This window comes from Sphingobacterium wenxiniae, assembly GCF_900116225.1.
Taxonomy (GTDB): domain Bacteria; phylum Bacteroidota; class Bacteroidia; order Sphingobacteriales; family Sphingobacteriaceae; genus Sphingobacterium; species Sphingobacterium wenxiniae.
In genome coordinates this window covers 1-18,043 of sequence record NZ_FOZZ01000010.1, presented here as the reverse complement: position 1 = coordinate 18,043, position 18,043 = coordinate 1, and the positions used below count along the sequence as shown (strand labels likewise).

Here is an 18,043-nt window from a genome sequence, read left to right as displayed (position 1 = left end):
TTATGAATAGATTTTTTAAGACAATAATAGCAGGTTGGGGAGCAAAAAAATTGGGACTTGGATGCTTCGGGACGATTATCGCATTTATAATCATCTATTGGCTATTAGGCTATCTGTGAGGATAAAAGGGAAAAGAAAAAGAGCAAGGAAATCTTTCTTCTTTGCTCTTTCTTCTTATAATCTTTCTTCTAAAAATTAATGTTTAAAGTGTCTTACACCAGTAATAACCATTGCGACTCCTTTTTCATTAGCCATATCAATGGAAAGCTGATCTTTTATAGATCCTCCTGGCTGCAACACGGCCGCCACACCAGCTTCTCCGGCAATTTCAACACAATCCGGGAAGGGGAAGAATGCATCCGAAGCCATAACGCTACCTTTGATGTCAAAACCGAAAGACTGCGCTTTTTCGATAGCTTGTTTTAGAGCGTCTACACGGGATGTCTGTCCGACCCCAGATGCAATCAAAGTGCCATCCTTAGCAAAGACAATCGTGTTTGATTTTGTATGTTTTACGATTTTATTTGCAAAGTAAAGATCTTGCAATTGCTCAGTTGTTGGCTCAGCTGTGGTAACCGTTTTCATTTCTTCGGGACCTTCTACGGTATGGTCTTTATCTTGGGAGATAACTCCGTTCAATAATGTTTTGAACTGTACAGCCGGTAATTCGATAGTCTTACGACGCAGGATAATGCGGTTTTTCTTTGCTGTTAAAATCTGTAATGCATCTTCGGTATACGAAGGAGCAATCAACACTTCGAAGAAAAGATTGTTGATTTCTTCAGCTGTTTCTTTATCGATTTCACCGTTGGTAATCAATACACCACCAAAGGCCGATACCGGGTCACATGCCAAAGCATCTACCCAAGCTTGTTTTACCGTGGGACGTGAGGCTACACCACATGCGTTCGTATGTTTTAAAATAGCAAAAGTAGGCTCTTCAAATTCATCAATAATCGCCACGGCAGCGTCCACATCCACCAAGTTATTATACGAAAGCTCTTTGCCGTTTAATTTGTCGAACATATCGTCCAGGTTGCCATGGAAAACACCTTTTTGATGCGGGTTTTCTCCATAACGAAGTGTTTGCGACTGTTGGATAGATTGTTTAAAAACAGGAAGAGATTCTTCTTGGTTGAAGTAGTTGAAAATAGCGGTGTCGTAGTGTGAAGATGTGTTGAATGCACGTTTCGCGAAAGATTTGCGTTGCTCTAAGCTTGTTTGTCCTTCTTGCGTTGCTAAGATTTCGGCTAACTCCTTATAATCGTTTTTCGATGAAATAATCACCACATCATTGAAATTTTTGGCAGCCGCACGGATAAGCGAGATACCACCAATGTCGATTTTCTCAATAATATCTTGTTCTGTTGCACCCGAAGCTACCGTCTCTTCGAAAGGGTAGAGGTCAACAATCACAAGGTCAATTTCCGGAATTTCGTATTGCGCTAATTGTTGCTGATCCCCCTCTAAAGGACGACGAGCCAATATACCGCCGAACACCTTCGGGTGTAATGTTTTTACACGACCACCTAAAATAGAAGGATAGCTTGTCAAGTCTTCTACTGGGACGACATCGATGCCTTGCTCACGGATAAATGCTTCCGTACCACCTGTAGAATAGAAAGTTACTCCGTATTTGTGTAATAATTGAATGAGAGGGGCTAAGTTGTCCTTGTAATACACAGACACCAAAGCATTTTTAATCTTAACAGGATGATTCATTGTTGTATTTTTGGAAGCACAAAGATAAACATTTCGACCTAATTCTTGTGATTTTTTACAGCAGAACTTACTGATTACCTTTTTTTTTATGTATCTTTAACTAATCAAACCTTTGCGTGATGTTAAGAAAGTCGATTTCTATTGTTTTAAGTTTGGGCTTCTGGGCGGTTGGTACTGCGCAGGCACAGGAAAATATTGGTGGAAATAAAACCGTTGTCCAATCTCCGGTTGTTCATGAAGACAACGCTGTTACCATTCGTTTAGCAGCCAAAACTCAGGGAGAAGTTTATGTTATTGGTAATTGGATGTCAGGTGGCAAAGAGAAGATGTTACGGGACTCGCTAGGGCTTTATTATACAACGCCTTCGTTGTCTTCAGATCTTTATATGTACAATCTTGAGATGGATGGGGTAGTGGTCAATGATCCATTGAACGTTTATATTGTTCGGGATGTTGCTAACACGTTTAACTATTTCTTGACGAAGGGAGCACAGGCTGATTTTTATCAGATACAGGATGTTCCGCATGGCACGGTTGCCAAACGTTGGTATGACTCACCGACTTTGGGGATGACAAGACGTATGACCGTATATACTCCTGCAGGATATGAACAATCGGAGAAAGCATTGCCTGTGTTGTATCTGCTACATGGTATGGGGGGCGACGAAGAAGCTTGGGCGACTTTGGGACGAGCTACGCAAATATTGGATAATATGATTGCGCAAGGTAAGGTAAAACCAATGATTGTCGTTATGCCTAATGGTCATGTGAGCAATGCTGCTGCTCCTGGGGAGTCGGCGAAAGGACAATATCCCATTAACTTTTTTACGCCGGATGTCGGTAGTGGAAAAATGGAGGAATCTTTTATGGATATTGTTCAGTTTGTCGAGTCGAATTATCGGGTAAAAAAAGAGAAAAGCACCCGAGCCATTGCAGGATTGTCTATGGGCGGTTCGCATACATTATTTACCTCTGCCTATCTGAATAACCATTTTGATTATGTGGGATTGTTTTCTGCGGCTTTTCGTATGAACGATAAGGTACAGAGTCCGGTTTTTAGCAATTTTGAACAGAACCTTGCTAAGCAAAGGGATAATGGTTATAAATTGTATTGGATAGGTATGGGTAAAGAGGATTTTCTATATAAAGTGGGCGAAGATTATCGCAAGAGATTAGATGCTATCGGGATGAAGTACACCTATCGGGAAAGTGAAGGCGGACATACTTGGTCTAATTGGAGGTTGTATTTGACGGAGTTTTTGCCGTTGTTGTTTTAATTGATTTTTCATAGCTTGAATACGCTATGAAAAATCAATTAATTATACTTTCGTAATAAGTTTTCAATCACTTTTGGGAAATACTGATGCTCTAATTGTTGCCCTTTGAACTTGATGATTTCGAGGGTGTCTTCCGGTTCGACTTTGAATTTTGCCTGATGGATAACTTCACCTTCGTCGAATCTTTCATTTACAAAGTGAATCGTAATGCCGTGCTCTTCTTCTCCTGCTTCCAAAACCGCTTTGTGCACGCGGTCACCGTACATACCTTTACCGCCAAATTTAGGTAATAGTGCCGGATGGATATTGATAATTTTATTTGGAAAAGCTTTTAAAAGGTTTTCAGGAACTAACCATAAGAACCCTGCCAATACCACCAAATCAATATCCAGTCTTTTCAAGATATCAACAACTTCATCAGTATCATAAAAAGCATGTCTATCGAACACATGGGAGGGAACCTCGAAGTTGTCCGCACGTTGGAGTACGTAGGCTTCAGGATTATTACTCAATACCAAAGCTACTTCGGCTAAGCTCGAATACTTAAAATGCTCCATGATTTTCTGTGCATTTGAACCAGAACCCGAAGCAAAAATAGCGATGCGTTTTTTCACGATAATGTATCTTTTGTGTTGTAAATATTGATTTGTAACCAAATATAGGCTATTTTTCGCAGATATTAAATATGGAATATTGGATTAGCAGTATAAGAAAGAGATCATGAAGCAAATAATGACATTGAAAGGATTGTTTATCGTAGGGTTACTGTTGGTAAAGGGTGCTTTTGCGCAGGAAAAAGCTGTACAGTTGCCTGAACTGTTGACGATACACGCGAAAGATGATAGTGAAAAGCTATTGAAAAATGTACTGCCCGAAAAAGGAAAAATTATGCTTATTTTTTACGATCCGGGCTGTGGACATTGTCAGGAGTTGGGCGAATCTATTGATAAAAATCCCCAACTTTTAACGAATACTACTGTATTTTTCATCACCATGTACGAAAGTGAACTGGTCGATGGCTATATCAATATGTTTGCTCCAGGACTTAAAAGCAAAAAGAACATCAGCTTTTGGCATGACCCTGGTGTCGAGTTTATTGAGAAGTTAGATCCTAAAAACTATCCAGCTACGTATATCTATAACGTAAAGGAAAAGAAGCTTATTCAGGATTTTCAGGGGGAAAACAATGTCAAGAAGATGACGGAGTATTTGAAATAGAATGAACAAGAAAGCTCTTTTAGAGCTTTCTTGTTCATTCTACATTGGAAAGTAGTTTTTCCAGTATAGTAACACTAATATTGTTTACGCTTGTTTCAGCATTGGAGAGTACGACAAGTGCCGTTTTGGTGTCAGGTGATAAACCAATAAAAGAGCTGCTTCCTCCAGTTCCGCCGGTATGGTGGAAGTAAATAAGCCCATCCATCATATTCATATGCCAGGCAAGACCAATGTCGGTAAAATCCGGAGTGGCAAAGGTGAATAAGCGTGTCAATGCCATAGCATTTTGCAATTCATTTTCCGGCATTTTGAACTGCTCCACAGCAAATAGCATCAAATCTTTCACGGTAGATTTTATACCTCCGGCAGCCAACATGGACTGAAAATTCCACACAGCGACCTCTTCGCCATTTTTGTTGTATACTTTAACCATCTGCTGTTTTTTCGGGTCGGGTTTATCCGTCGTATTGACCATTTGAAGAGGTGTCAGCAGTGTTTGCTGCAGAAGTTGGGCATATGTTTTTTTGCTAATGGAGGCAAGAATTTCTCCCAATAAACCAAATCCCAAATTACTATATTCATATTCTTGGCCGACCTCTCTGGTAGCTTTATAATCTTTCAAAAAAGCATACAAAGCAGCCGTATTGTAAGTGGCGTAAGGATCATTCGGGTTGAAATCTTTTACCTGTTCCAGATTACCGGGAAGTCTGGGCAAGCCGGAAGTATGGTTGGCCAGGCTCTTAAAGGTTATTTTTTGTATATCAGGATTGGCGGCAACAGAGTCAGGAAGGTATTTGGCAATGCTATCATCCAATTGAATGGTTCCTTTGTTGACCAGATCGGCTAATAATACAGCTGTAAAAACCTTGGTAATCGACCCAATTTCGTATTGCGTGTCTTCGGTAGGCAGTTGTTTATTTCCCTTTTCTGTTTCGCCATAGAAATAGGTCTTGTAGCCGTTTTGATGAAAAATGCCAATAGCTAAAGATTGAGCGTTTTGTTTACGTACATAAGAATTGGCTACGGAATCGATAAAGAAATCTATGGGAGAGACCTTTGTGACTTCGCTAATAACTTCCTCTTTATCTGGTTTTGGCAAAGGTTTTTCCGTAGGCCTAAACAATAAACCATCAAAATGATAAGTGCTATCGAGGGTTAAATGCGCTTCAACATAAGCATCATCTTCCAATGTCAATAGATAGATACCTGTGCGTCCTTTGAAATCAAGGGTTTCCGTGTTTTTGATTTGACCTAATTTGTATAGATTGTTAAGGGCAAATTCAAATTGTGCTTTAGACACAGCCGTCTTGAATTTTTCAGAAGCCAATGTATAGATGGAGTCGCCCATGTTGGTGTTTACAAAATATTCAATTCTGTTGAACACCGACCTGTTGATTAGCTCTTCTTTGCTCTGTGCAAAGGAAGTTGCTATGGTTGAGCATAATAAAAATAGGATAAGTAAATTCCGCATGGCACAAAAATACGCAAGAATTGTCGATAAGGCAATTTTGTGGTATGGTTTTGTGCGGCACGGAGTATGCCGCACAAAACAGCCTACAGTCCGATAACTTGTTTCAGGCGGGCATAACCTGACTTGCTGATATTTATCTTTTCTCCGGTCAGAAGTGTAGCAATATAACTTTCCTTTTCCATGGGTTCTATTTTTGCAAGCTGGTCTACTTTGACGATAAAGGAGCGATGTACACGTACAAATTGTTTTGCATCCAGTTGTTTTTCAAAAGAACTCATCGTTTTGTTTTTGAGGAACATACCGTCCTTTGTGTGAATTTTTACATAGTCATCATATGCCTCTAGGAAATTTACCTGTTGGACAGGAATAATTTTTATCTGCGAACCGTTTTTTACAACAATGCGTTCTAAAGATTCCTCCTCGGTTATGGTATTTACTTTTTCGCGCGTGTCTTGAGGCGTTACTGTTGTGTGATTGCTTTTGAATTTAGATATGGCTTGTTCAAAACGTTCCTGACTAATGGGCTTCAACAAGTAGTCGATAGCATTCTTTTCAAAGGCTTTGATAGCAAATTCATCAAAAGCAGTAGTGAAGATAACATTTGGCATTTCATCCAAAATTTCCAACATTTCGAACCCTGTCAGTTTAGGCATCTGTATATCTAAGAAAACCAAATCAGGTTTATGCTGCTGAATGGCTTTTGCGCCTTCAAATCCATCTCCACACTCTGCCAATACGGTAATATCGGTATGCCCTTTTAAGTATTCTAGGATAATCATGCGTGCCAGAGGCTCATCGTCTATAACTATAGTTTTAATCATATTGTGGTATTTTTAAGGTTGAGGTAAAGATGTTTTCGTTCATGGATGTTTCCAACAAATCCGTACGTCCGTATATGAGGTACAAACGCCGTTGTATGCTCGACAATCCAAAGCCTGTGCCTTTTTTCGTTTCGAACTGGTCGCTATCGTAAGGATTGGTGATGGTAATCCATAAGATATAATTCTCTAAGTGGATATTGATGGTGATGTTCACATCGCCAATGACATTGTATAGTCCAAATTTAATGGCATTTTCAAGCAATGGTTGTATAATCATGCTGGGCACTCTGGCTGTGCTTGCTTCTTCTTGAACTTGGAAATTGGTTGTTAAGCGGTGGCCGAAGCGTACTTTCTCAATGTCTAAGTATAAGCGGAGATGCGCTATTTCATCCGCTAATGGGATGAGTTGCTTGTCATCTTTCCGCATAGTTCCACGAAGGAAATCAGAGAGCTGGAAGGTCATTTTCTTTGCCTCGTCTGGCTTGATACCTATCAAAGCAATGATGGAATTCAAACTGTTGAAGAGGAAATGGGGCTGTAACTGTTGACGTAGGTTATAAAGCTCCGCATCCCGTAAGATACGCTCAGATTCTTCTTTTCGCTTTTTATTTTCTTCGTACTCTTCTTGAATATTCCAAAAGATATTGATGATAATGACGCAGAGCAGCAATAGGAAGTTGATGATAAAACGATACGGCAATATCTCATAGAAATGGTTTAACGACAAGCCGTCGAAAAATTGGTTGAGGAAGAAAATAGACAATCCAAGACTAATTACCGTCAATACAAGACAAATTGCCGTTATCTTGATATATTGATTCTTGCGTGGTAGATAATATTGCAGCGTGCTGTAAATCAAATAGCAGCATATTGTTATGGAAAGAGCGCCTATGATAGGTTCATAGGGTGTTACTGCTTTGGGCTTGCTGTCCCACCAGAGCAAGAAGTATGAAATCAAGAAGTATAAAACGCAAATAGTCCATGTGCTTACATGGATTAAACGGTTTTTTGATGTCAGTTTCAAGGTCATGTATAAGATTAACTATTCTTGATTGTTATACTGCCAAATATCGATGTACCTGTAATGTACAGCTGTTTGTTTTGATCCTGCGCATGAGTGAGGATTACTCGGCGGTCATCATTTTCACTTAGGATAGACGATACCGTTGTTGCTATAATCCAGTGAGGGGGCACGATAATTTTGGTGCTTCCAAACAGTTGAAAGATATCTACTGCAACCGGTTGTTGCATATCAGCTTGAATAAGGTTTATTTCAGTACTGCCGAATACATTGGTGATGTTGCCACCAAGGAAATTTTTAGTGAATATAATTTTTTTGGCATCGCCAAAGATTGTGTCTACTTTAATATAGTTTTCGCCCTCAAACGTATACCCTTTGGTATTGGCCTGCTGCCCATCGCTTTGCTGATGGGCAGTAGGGTTGCCATGTTGTTGGAATGGCGATGTGAAATCCGGAGTTTCGTTGGTTACTTCCACACGCTTGTCCCAATCAAACTCGTCCTTAGGGGACGGATTTGGTGTATATGGGGGAGGGACTGTTGGTGGCACATTTGCCTTGCGGTTTTTCATGATAAGGTAAATCCCTACTATAATGACTGCCAAAGGGATAATAACACCACCAAAAGACAAGCTTAACATCTTTTTCAATAAGAAAAGACCGCCAATAGTAATCAGGATAACGGATGAACGTTTTTCGAAGTTGGAGTTAATGCCAATCACGATACCGATGATGATAAGAATCATTTCCCAACCGAAAATCCATCTTGGGAAATGAAATCCCAGATCCAGATTCCGCAGGAGAAGCATAAGACCTAAGAATACGATTGCCGCCCCTACAATATTTGCGCTCTTATTGTTTTTTGGCGGGGTGGGCGGGGGTGTTGTTTGATAATCTCTTTCCATTGTTGTGTTTGTTTGAATGTTTGATTCAAAAGTAGCGCTATACCTTGGAATCGGTTAGCCAAAATAGGTAATATGAGGCACTTTTTCGGTAAACACCTCTTTTTTTTCGGTGAAAAGGTTTATTAGATGTTTAACTGATTAACTGTTTAATTGATTAACTGTTGAACTGTCGAACCCCAAACCAAGCTAATCGATTCCACAATTCCACAACCCTACGATTCAAAACATAAGAATATTTTTTTTAATAAAATTTGGTAGAATGAAATTAAATATTATATATTTATGACTGTAAAAAGATTTAAACTTAAATACTTAACTATACTAATGGGAGATTTTGACAACAAAGAGCGTGAAGAGGTATTTTCAAAAAAGGTGAGAGCGGGCAAGCGTACTTATTTTTTTGATGTAAAAGCAACTCGTTCAAACGATTATTATGTGACCATCACGGAGAGCAAAAAGCGTTTTGAGGATGGGCAGTTTATCAAACATAAGATTTTCTTGTACAAAGAGGATTTTGAAAAATTTGCAGAGGGATTGACTGAGGTTGTTGAATATATCAAAAGCAATCAAGACGTTGTCGAAAAACGTTATGAACCTGGGCTTGAAGATTCTGCGTACGAGTCAAACGGATATAGTGAAAAAGATAATTATTCTTTCTAATCCTGTTATTGGGATAAAAAATTGTTAAGCCACTGTTGAAGTGGCTTTTTTTTATTTAAATAAACATGTTACAGCTAAAATGCTGTATCGGTTCTGAAAAATTCCTAATTTCGCAAGTTCTTGGATCTTCTTTGAACCTTAACAAGATTTCAAACCTTGACAAGGTTCAAGGTTGAAAAAGATTGATCAATACCAAAATATATATGAATAAAATACTAACGAGTTCTGTTTTAAGCCTTCTGTTTATTGTTAGTGCGCAGGCGCAGACAAAAGACTTGACTTTTTCACAAGCCTGGGGGCAAGAGCCTTCTGTAACTGTTCCTATTAATCAGTATGTCGGTTGGGCGGATGCCAATCATTATATTGAGCGAGACACTAAGGACGGCAAAACCTATCAGGTCAATATCAAATCAGGTCAGCGTTCCTTATATGTGCCGATGCCGACAACAGACGTAAAAATTTTTACAAAAGAGAAAGATATTTATATACAATATGGTGAGCAAGAAGCTAAGCGCTTGACACAATCGCCTGATGCGGAGGAAAAGAACCCTACGCTTTCTCCTGATGGGCAATATGTAGCTTTCACCAGGGAAAGTGATTTGTACAGTGTAAAGGTTGCTGATGGGAGCGAGGTGCGTTATACATCGGATGGTACGGATGTAATCTATAATGGTTGGTCGTCTTGGGTGTATTACGAAGAGATTTTGGGCCGCTCAACCAATTATAAGGCGTTTTGGTGGTCGCCAGACAGCAAGCAGTTGGCTTTTATGCGCTTTGATGATACGAAAGTGCCGATGTTTCCAATATATGTTTCTAAAGGACAGCATGGTGAATTAGAAGAAACACGTTATCCGAAAGCCGGTGATCCAAATCCAGAGGTGAAAGTTGGTTTTGTGAAAGTAGAAGGCTCTTCTGTGGTATGGGCAGATTTTAACGAGAAAGATGATCAATACTTTGGTCAGCCTTATTGGAGCTTCAACAGCAACACTATTATGGTACAATGGATGAACCGCGATCAGAGCAATCTAAAATTTTATGAGGTAAATCCTGCGGATGGTAGCAAAAAGGAAATCTATGATGAGAAGCAACCAAGCTGGATCAATCTAGACCATGACGAACGTATTACCTATCTGGCGGACAATAAGCATTATATCTTGAAATCGGATAAAACCGGTTGGGCTCATTATTATTTGTACACGTTGAACGGTACTTTGGTGAATCCGATTACTTCAGGTGATTGGCAAGTGAGTGCTTTGCAATATATTGATGAGAGGAATAAAGCCGTTTATTTTACAGCAAGAAAAGAGAATTCGGCTACGGTGGATTTATATCGTGTAGATTATTCCGGTAAAAACTTGAAACGTTTGACTTTTGGAGATTATACGCACCAGGTAAAGGTATCTCCTGATGGGAAGTATTTTATTACGACTTATTCAAATGTAAACACACCGACTAAGGTCGCTTTGTTGGATAATAACGGTAAGGTTGTCAAAGAATTGGCGGATAGCAAGTCATCCGAATTTGCTGCTTATAACATCGGTAAGACGGAATATTTTACCATTAAGTCGGATGATGGCAAGTACGATTTGCCTGTTATTATTACTTATCCGGTAAATTTTGATGAAAACAAGGAATATCCGGTTGTTATGAGCATTTACGGCGGCCCTGATGCTGGAACTGTGCGCAATACGTGGAAAGGTACGGCTAACCAGTTTTGGGCGCAAGAAGGGATTGTCCAGATTGCCTGCGACCATCGTGCTTCTGGACATTTTGGTAAGCAAGGTGTAGCCTTGATGCACAGGAATCTGGGCAATTGGGAAATGGTAGATTATATCACCGTTGCCAAGTGGCTGAAAGCAAAACCTTGGGTGGCGAATAATAAGCTGTTGATTACCGGGCACAGTTATGGTGGATATATGACCTGTTTGGCATTGACCAAAGGGGCTGATTATTTTGACTTTGGTATTGCTGGGGCACCTGTAACTGGCTGGGAATTGTATGATACGCATTATACGGAGCGCTTTATGGATACACCGCAGGACAACCCAGAAGGATATAAGGCTGGGTCGGTTTTGACGTATGCAAATCAATACAAAGGTGTGTTGCGTATTATGCATGGCGATTTGGATGATAATGTCCACATGCAGAACACTATGCAATTGGTAGATGCATTGACGGATAGAAATGTGCCTTTTGAATTAATGATCTATCCGGGAAGCAGGCACGGATTTGCACGGTCTAAATCTGCTTATGATTTTAAAGAACGCGTGCGTTTTTATTACCAGTATCTGTTAGAGAAACCGGTTCCGAAAGAATTTAAATAATATTTTGATTGAGGCCTTTATCACAAGACAAACATCACCGTCATTGCGAGGAACGAAGTCCCGCCTAAGGTGGGAATGATGTCGAAAACACAGATTGCTTCGTCATTCTTCCTAGCAATGACGTGTTTTCTTGAGTTTCAAATGAATTTATGAAATAGCCTCAATCAAATCCCTATATTTCCTCTGTAATATAATTTTTAATGGCAGAGGAGAGCTAAATAAATTCATTTAATCCTGAGACGGTATTATATTGTATCTACCGATGAATTTATTTAGGTTTGCATAATTTTTTGTGCTATGTTGCAATATTTTAAGGAAAGTACATTTCGGGCCAACGAGGTGTTTTTAAGGGCGATAAAACTATTGAAAAGCCATTATTTTTCAGTGGCAGGACTCTGTTTTTTATTATTTATCACGAATAATCTATCCTCTTTTCTCGCGATGTATCTCAACGACAGTATTGACTCTTGGTTGAAAATACTATTGTTGTTTATCTTTTTGGTATTGTTTTTCAGTTTGCAGCTGATATTGATACGAAGAGCATTGAATCTGGTGTATCATCGGGAAGGGATGAGTGTGCTAAGCTATATTCCTACGGCAAAACATTTTTTATCATTTATGGTCGGGTTGCTGATCGCAATATTTATATCTGTGCTAGTTGCCTGTGTGATGTATGTGCTTTGTTTTCCGTTGCTTTATATAGGCGTTTCCATGGAGACGGTTATGTATGAAGTGCATCCGCTGGTTACGGCTATTATTTCTATGCTTATTATTTTGCGTACGATGTTCTTTCCGTTTTTTATTTTGGATAAGGATTTTCGCGTGTTTAAAGCCTACCGTTTTAGTATAGCTTTGACCAAGGGTAATTTCTTTCGATTGTTTTTGGTGTTGCTGATTGTTTCTTCAGCTTTTTTGTTGCAATTGGGCGCAGAGTATATGGGGTATAATATTTTGGCAAGAATATTCAGTATTATCAACTCCTTTGTTATTATTCCATCGGTGAGTTTGGTGTTAGCTGTAGTTTATACCGATATGATTAAGGAGTATCAGGGTGAAGACGATCCGCAGTTGCTGAAAAATATAATTTAACAAAAATTTGAAGAAGAGAAATATTGCTTTATTAGGCTCTACCGGGAGTATTGGGACGCAGGCGTTAGAAGTGGTATGGGCTTTTCCTGATTTATTGGAAGTGTCTGTACTGACAGCGGCAAAGAATGTAGACCTACTGATAGCGCAAGCTTTGGCATTCCATCCACAATTTGTGGTGCTGATGGACGAAACCCAAGGTGATAAATTAAAGGAGGGGCTTCTTGGAACGGGGATAGCCGTGTTGTTGGGTGAAGATGCTTTGGTTGAAGTAGTACAACATGAGCCTATTGATATCGTACTGAACGCTATTGTAGGCTCAGCAGGATTGCGCCCAACGGTGAAAGCTATTTCCTGTGGTAAAGATATTGCCTTGGCCAATAAGGAAACTTTGGTCGTTGCGGGGGAAGTTATCATGCCTTTGGTAGAAAAGCATGGTGTAAAAATGTTGCCGGTAGATTCGGAACATTCGGCTATATTCCAATGCTTGGCAGGGGAAGAGCAAAATCCTATAGAGAAGATTTATCTGACTGCGTCCGGAGGGCCTTTCCGTGGGAAAGATATTGCTTTTTTGGAAACGGTCACAAAAGAACAGGCCTTGAAACATCCGAATTGGTCGATGGGCGCCAAGATTACCATTGATTCTGCTTCGTTAATGAACAAGGGTTTGGAAGTTATCGAAGCTAAGTGGTTATTTGATTTGGATGTAGAACAGATTGATGTGATCGTGCATCCGCAGTCCATTATACATTCCATTGTGCAATTTCAAGATGGCTCGATGAAGGCACAATTGGGATTGCCCGATATGAAGCTTCCGATTCAACATGCCTTAACTTATCCTTTACGTCAGCCAAATACATTTGAGCGTTTCAATTTTTTAGATTACCCGACATTGACGTTTGAGCGGGCAAATCATGATGTATTCCGGAACTTGGAATTGGCCTACGAAGCCTTGCGTCAGGGGGGGGATAGACCTTGTGTATTAAATGCTGCCAATGAAATTGCGGTGGATGCCTTTTTGAGGGATGAGATTTCTTTTTTGGGTATGAGTAAGCTTATTGAAGCGACAATGTGTCAGCTATCTTCTATAAAACAGCCTTCTTTGGATGATTTAATAGCAGTTGATCAACAAACGAGAGTTGTGGCACGGAGTTTAATAAGGGGTATTGGGTAGAGAGATATTAGTATTGAGTAGTGCGTATTGAGATATTAGATTGAGGGAAAAGGGGGGCGAGGCATTCGCCGATATACTTTCAAGCAGACTTTTATCCGTTTGAAAGTTTTTTTAATTTTTAATTTTGACTTTTTAATTTAATAAATGGGAACATTAATCATGATAGGGCAGGTCGTTTTGGGCTTGTCAATTTTAATCATTCTGCATGAGCTTGGGCATTTTCTTGCCGCGCGTGCGTTTGGTATCAAGGTGGAAAAATTCTACCTATTTTTTGATGCTTGGGGAGTCAAGCTTTTTAAATTCAACTACAAAGGTTGTGAATATGGTATCGGTTGGCTTCCATTAGGAGGCTATGTGAAAATTGCCGGAATGATTGATGAATCCATGGATACTGAGCAACTGAAGCAAGAACCCCAACCTTGGGAATTTCGCTCAAAACCAGCGTGGCAACGACTTATCGTGATGTTGGGTGGTATTATCGTGAATGTGATCGTGGGTATTTTTGTATTTTGGATGATTACCTTCTCTTATGGCGAAAGGGATATCGATAATTCCAAATTGCAATATGGCGTAGTGCCGGGTATTATCGGGAGCAATATCGGTATTGAAACCGGCGACAAGATTCTTGCAGTAAACGGAAAACCTGCTATTAATTTCTTTGGAGATGTTTTAAGTTCGGAAGTGTTGATGGGAGATGCAAAGCTGACCATAGAACGTAATGGGCAGCAACAAGAAATTCAGATTCCGTCGGATATTCTGAATGAGGTCGCTGAACACAAACGCAATGAATTTGTACAGCCTCGAACAAAAATAGGAATCATTAGTGAGGTATCTGAACAATCTGAAGCAGCGCGTATGCAATTGCAAAAAGGCGATAGTATCACCTGTGTAAACGGGCGTGAAATTCAATTTTTCGATGAGTTTAAACAGGCTTTAGAGCAGCATGTGAATAAGGGAGTGGAACTGACAGTGGTACGCAATGGAGAGGAGATCGCCCTACATGGACAGGTCGATTCTACAGCTGCATTGGGAATCGTGCTCTCTCGGGAAGAGTTGCCTGTCACTATCCAGAAATACGGACTTGCAGCATCTTTCCCGATCGGCGCTAAGAAAGCATTCTCTGTTGTGACAGATAATATCAAGGGGTTTAGTAAGATATTCAAAGGCGAAGTGCGTGCGGATAAAGCGCTGTCCGGACCTGTTGGGATAGCAAAGATGTTTGGTACAGAAGTCGATTGGCTTAGGTTCTGGAACTTGGTTGGTTTGCTTTCGATGGCATTAGCCTTTATGAACCTTTTACCTATTCCAGCGTTGGATGGAGGGCATGTATTGTTTCTTTTGGTGGAAATGATACAAGGGAAACCGTTAAGTGATAACTTCCTTGAAAAAGCACAAATGATAGGTTTCTTTATTCTGATCGCCCTGATGCTTTTTACGCTTGGGAACGATATTATTAAGTGGTAAAAAAAAGAGTTAAATAACTTGTAATTATAGAAAGGCGAATCATTATGGTTCGCCTTTTTTATTGTTAAAAATATACATATGAAATCCAAGTCTTCATAATTAGACATCTTTGTTCTGAACCTCTATAGGTAGCAGTCAGGTATAACCCCTTAGAATCTGTAGGAATATCGATTGCGCAAAGCAGGTGTCACAATGATATGCGATTTTTGTGGGTTGATTCCACCTTCTGTATCGCTTTCTCCTTCTCTATAGTCTTGTCTAGGCAAGATATGGCTACAATGGTTATTAATAAAAACTTCTTTTTTAATAATTTGAAACGAGTACACGAAACTTCTTATTGTGAAGAAATAGGGAGGAAGTCTAGTTAAAATCTTCCCAAGTAGAGTTCTCATCGTCTATTCTCATTAAATAATAAGAAAGGTCACTATCTGTCGTTGGTTTTATTCGAATATATTAGCCTATTTAAATCAAAACAGGGTTGTAGCTGAAAATCTACAATATTTTTAGTTTGTAAATTTTTATCTACCTTGTTGATTTTCAGTTTTTTATGTTTCTAAATTTTCTTAAATCCGATAGCTAAATCTAAAAATGAGACTTGTTTAATTTTTCTTTGTCTATTGTGAATAGTCTATGTTTTTCATAAAATAAGCAGTCTCAAAATTAACAAAAAAGGCTTTGTTCTTTTTGAGACATCTTGTTTTATATATGTATAGGGAACTATACTTGCATCCGAATTCTGTACGGAGAAAAGGGAATGTGTCAGAAAAAAATCCAAATATCTATGGATTTGATAGTTTAAAAGACTTATAAATGAAACGTTTTCTCCAAAAAGATGTAAAGTAGTAAAAACAAGAAATTACAAATATATTATGAAGAAAAGATACCTTGGCTTATCATTGGCTCTTTCATTATTAGGAGGAGTGTCTATGGCGCAGCAAAAGATATCCGATGGCTCGAATACAGAGGGTATTGCTATCCATGCAGATGCGATTTTGGAGTTATCGAGTGCGAACAAAGGACTTCTGCATACACGTGTTGCTTTGGAAAGAAGTACGTCGGCGTTTCCATTGTCAAAGCATGTAGCTGGTATGATGGTGTACAACACGATGAAAGTTAATGATGTTGTTCCTGGCATCTATTACAATGATGGGGCAAAGTGGGTTCTTGCATCTGCGGGTTCAGCCACCAATATTTTCTATAATCCTACGGACTATATTATCACTTATATAGATGCTGAAGGTAAGGAAGTGAATATTGACTTTAAAAAAGTTGTAAAAGATAACGAAACAGTCACCACATTGGTGAAAAACCAAAATGGTACTTATACCTATACTTCAGAGAACGGCACTGTTACTGTTATTGACGTTCCTGCTGATGTGATCAATAACTTTGAGCAAATCGTTAATAATGGAGATGTATTGAATCACCTGATTGAAGTGCTTGGTGATACCTTTGTGGGAGGGAATGTCTACTATGACGGGAATAAGTTTACATACATCACTCAGGAAGGAGAGCGCAAAGAGATTACCCTTACTGAGCTGGTCAAAGCGAACGAGACCAGAACCCAATTGGTAAAGAACGCGAACGGTACCTATACGTACTATAACGAAGTGGAGATCGATGCATCGGGCAACCCTGTAGCGGGGACAGGCACCGTGATCGATATCCCGGCTTCTGTTATCCAGAACTTCCAGGACATCATCAGCAACGAAGCTGTCAAGAATGAGCTTTTTGAAACGATCCACAACACGTATGTTGGAGGTAACGTCTATTACGATGGCGATAAGTTCACGTACATAACCGAAACGGGCGAAACGAAAGAGATCACCATCAAGGAGTTGGTTGAGGCCAATGAGACCAAGACGATTGTCCGTAACAACAATAATGGTACCTATACCTACTTCAACGAAGAGGCCATTGATGCGAACGGTCAGCCCATCGAGGAAAGAGGCGTTGTGATCGATGTTCCTGCAAGCGTGGTCAACCAGTTCAACGAGATTGTGAACAGTGGTCCTGTAACCATCAATGGCGATACCTATAACACTATAGAAGAATATCTGCAACACGTTGTTGAGGCGAACGAGACGGTTACAAATATCGCGGACAACCAAGATGGCACGTATACCTATACCAACGAGAAAGGCGAAACGTTTATCATCGATGTACCTGCATCCGTAGTGAACCAGTTCGAGAACATCTACAACGATATCGTGAACGAGACCATCACGGTCAACGGTGACAACTACAATACCTTCGAGGAGTACCTGACACAGATTGCGAACCAGAGCGTGAAGATTGGCGGAAGCGAATTTGTAAACGTGACAGGTACGGGCACAGAAGCCGATCCTTATCAGGTTTCCATCAAGGAAGGCTTGGCGAACACAATGCTGATCACGAATGTTGACGGTGAGTTGCAATGGGCTACGATCAAGGACATCGTTTCGGCTAACGAAACAGTAACTACTTTAGAGAAGACAGCCAACGGAACTTACACTTATACAAGTGAAGACAACACAGTGACCGTTATTGATATTCCTGCTTCAGTAGTAGAGAACTTCGAAACCATTGTAAACGAAGGTCCGGTTACTGTAAACGGAGATACGTTCACTACCATCGAAGAATACATCGAGCATATTGCTAATTCAAGTGTAACTATTAATGGAGGAGACAACATTACAGTTACCGGTTCAGGAACAACAGCAGATCCTTACGTAGTAACAATCGAAGGTGGTGCTGATAACTCAATGTTGATCACAGACGAAAACGGAGATGTAGTTTGGGCTACTATCGAAGACATCGTTAAAGGCAACGAGACCGTGACTACTTTGACTGCGAGTGCTAATGGTACTTACACTTATACAAGTGAAGACAACACAGTGACCGTTATTGATATCCCTGCTTCA

The 18,043-nt window shown here is 39.8% G+C and carries 14 protein-coding genes; 8 read left to right on the top strand and 6 right to left on the bottom strand.

Annotation, left to right across the window (positions count from 1 at the left end):
* Positions 1-195: 195 nt before the first annotated feature.
* Entirely contained in the window at positions 196-1,722 is a 1,527-nt protein-coding gene (gene purH / locus BM375_RS12880; RefSeq protein ID WP_093366644.1) for a bifunctional phosphoribosylaminoimidazolecarboxamide formyltransferase/IMP cyclohydrolase, read from the bottom strand.
* 119 nt (positions 1,723-1,841) lie between these two features.
* On the opposite strand from purH, the gene BM375_RS12875 reads away from it, so the two are divergent.
* The gene (locus tag BM375_RS12875) at positions 1,842-2,999 is read left to right on the top strand and encodes an alpha/beta hydrolase-fold protein (protein ID WP_093366642.1); all 1,158 of its coding nucleotides are present in this window, start codon (positions 1,842-1,844) and stop codon (positions 2,997-2,999) included.
* Between the two features lie 38 nt (positions 3,000-3,037).
* Here the strand turns inward: BM375_RS12875 and purN are convergent, their stop codons facing one another.
* Complete coding sequence (gene purN, locus BM375_RS12870; protein ID WP_093366641.1) at positions 3,038-3,613, bottom strand: phosphoribosylglycinamide formyltransferase; 576 nt, start codon at positions 3,611-3,613, stop codon at positions 3,038-3,040.
* Positions 3,614-3,719: 106 nt separating this feature from the next.
* Between purN and BM375_RS12865 the strand changes: the two genes are divergently transcribed.
* Positions 3,720-4,217 carry a hypothetical protein gene (locus BM375_RS12865; RefSeq protein WP_093366639.1) on the top strand — a complete coding sequence of 166 codons (498 nt, stop codon included), beginning with the start codon at positions 3,720-3,722 and terminating at the stop codon, positions 4,215-4,217.
* A gap of 34 nt (positions 4,218-4,251) precedes the next feature.
* Here BM375_RS12865 and BM375_RS12860 read toward each other — a convergent pair whose 3' ends face one another.
* The 4 genes from BM375_RS12860 to BM375_RS12845 form a co-directional block, all read right to left on the bottom strand.
* Positions 4,252-5,688, bottom strand: a complete 1,437-nt coding sequence (locus BM375_RS12860) for a serine hydrolase domain-containing protein (protein WP_093366638.1) — start codon at positions 5,686-5,688, stop codon at positions 4,252-4,254.
* Positions 5,689-5,771: 83 nt separating this feature from the next.
* Complete coding sequence (locus BM375_RS12855) at positions 5,772-6,509, bottom strand: LytR/AlgR family response regulator transcription factor (protein ID WP_093366636.1); 738 nt, start codon at positions 6,507-6,509, stop codon at positions 5,772-5,774.
* Entirely contained in the window at positions 6,502-7,467 is a 966-nt protein-coding gene (locus BM375_RS12850) for a sensor histidine kinase (protein WP_244525901.1), read from the bottom strand. The genes BM375_RS12855 and BM375_RS12850 overlap by 8 nt, the downstream gene beginning before the upstream one ends.
* 80 nt (positions 7,468-7,547) lie before the next feature.
* Entirely contained in the window at positions 7,548-8,432 is an 885-nt protein-coding gene (locus BM375_RS12845; protein ID WP_093366633.1) for a LiaF transmembrane domain-containing protein, read from the bottom strand.
* A gap of 324 nt (positions 8,433-8,756) precedes the next feature.
* Here BM375_RS12845 and BM375_RS12840 point away from each other — a divergent pair, with 324 nt between their 5' ends.
* The 6 genes from BM375_RS12840 to BM375_RS12815 all read left to right on the top strand — a co-directional run.
* Positions 8,757-9,092, top strand: a complete 336-nt coding sequence (locus BM375_RS12840; RefSeq protein ID WP_093366632.1) for a DUF3276 family protein — start codon at positions 8,757-8,759, stop codon at positions 9,090-9,092.
* Positions 9,093-9,295: 203 nt separating this feature from the next.
* The gene (locus tag BM375_RS12835; RefSeq protein WP_093366630.1) at positions 9,296-11,416 is read left to right on the top strand and encodes a S9 family peptidase; all 2,121 of its coding nucleotides are present in this window, start codon (positions 9,296-9,298) and stop codon (positions 11,414-11,416) included.
* Between the two features lie 297 nt (positions 11,417-11,713).
* Entirely contained in the window at positions 11,714-12,505 is a 792-nt protein-coding gene (locus BM375_RS12830) for a hypothetical protein (protein WP_093366629.1), read from the top strand.
* Positions 12,506-12,512: 7 nt separating this feature from the next.
* Positions 12,513-13,676: a 1-deoxy-D-xylulose-5-phosphate reductoisomerase gene (locus tag BM375_RS12825; protein WP_093366627.1), complete on the top strand. Its 1,164-nt coding sequence runs from the start codon at positions 12,513-12,515 to the stop codon at positions 13,674-13,676.
* 144 nt (positions 13,677-13,820) lie between these two features.
* Entirely contained in the window at positions 13,821-15,140 is a 1,320-nt protein-coding gene (rseP, locus tag BM375_RS12820; RefSeq protein ID WP_093366626.1) for an RIP metalloprotease RseP, read from the top strand.
* Positions 15,141-16,009: 869 nt separating this feature from the next.
* The coding region (locus BM375_RS12815) for a hypothetical protein (RefSeq protein ID WP_212611680.1) at positions 16,010-18,043 on the top strand (2,034 nt) is incomplete at its 3' end.

Coding starts and splice junctions, on each gene's coding strand:
- purH (WP_093366644.1), bottom strand. CDS start 1,722: ATGAATCATCCTGTTAAGATTAAAAATGCTTTGGTGTCTGTGTATTAC.
- BM375_RS12875 (WP_093366642.1), top strand. CDS start 1,842: ATGTTAAGAAAGTCGATTTCTATTGTTTTAAGTTTGGGCTTCTGGGCG.
- BM375_RS12865 (WP_093366639.1), top strand. CDS start 3,720: ATGAAGCAAATAATGACATTGAAAGGATTGTTTATCGTAGGGTTACTG.
- BM375_RS12860 (WP_093366638.1), bottom strand. CDS start 5,688: ATGCGGAATTTACTTATCCTATTTTTATTATGCTCAACCATAGCAACT.
- BM375_RS12855 (WP_093366636.1), bottom strand. CDS start 6,509: ATGATTAAAACTATAGTTATAGACGATGAGCCTCTGGCACGCATGATT.
- BM375_RS12845 (WP_093366633.1), bottom strand. CDS start 8,432: ATGGAAAGAGATTATCAAACAACACCCCCGCCCACCCCGCCAAAAAAC.
- BM375_RS12840 (WP_093366632.1), top strand. CDS start 8,757: ATGGGAGATTTTGACAACAAAGAGCGTGAAGAGGTATTTTCAAAAAAG.
- BM375_RS12835 (WP_093366630.1), top strand. CDS start 9,296: ATGAATAAAATACTAACGAGTTCTGTTTTAAGCCTTCTGTTTATTGTT.
- BM375_RS12830 (WP_093366629.1), top strand. CDS start 11,714: ATGTTGCAATATTTTAAGGAAAGTACATTTCGGGCCAACGAGGTGTTT.
- rseP (WP_093366626.1), top strand. CDS start 13,821: ATGGGAACATTAATCATGATAGGGCAGGTCGTTTTGGGCTTGTCAATT.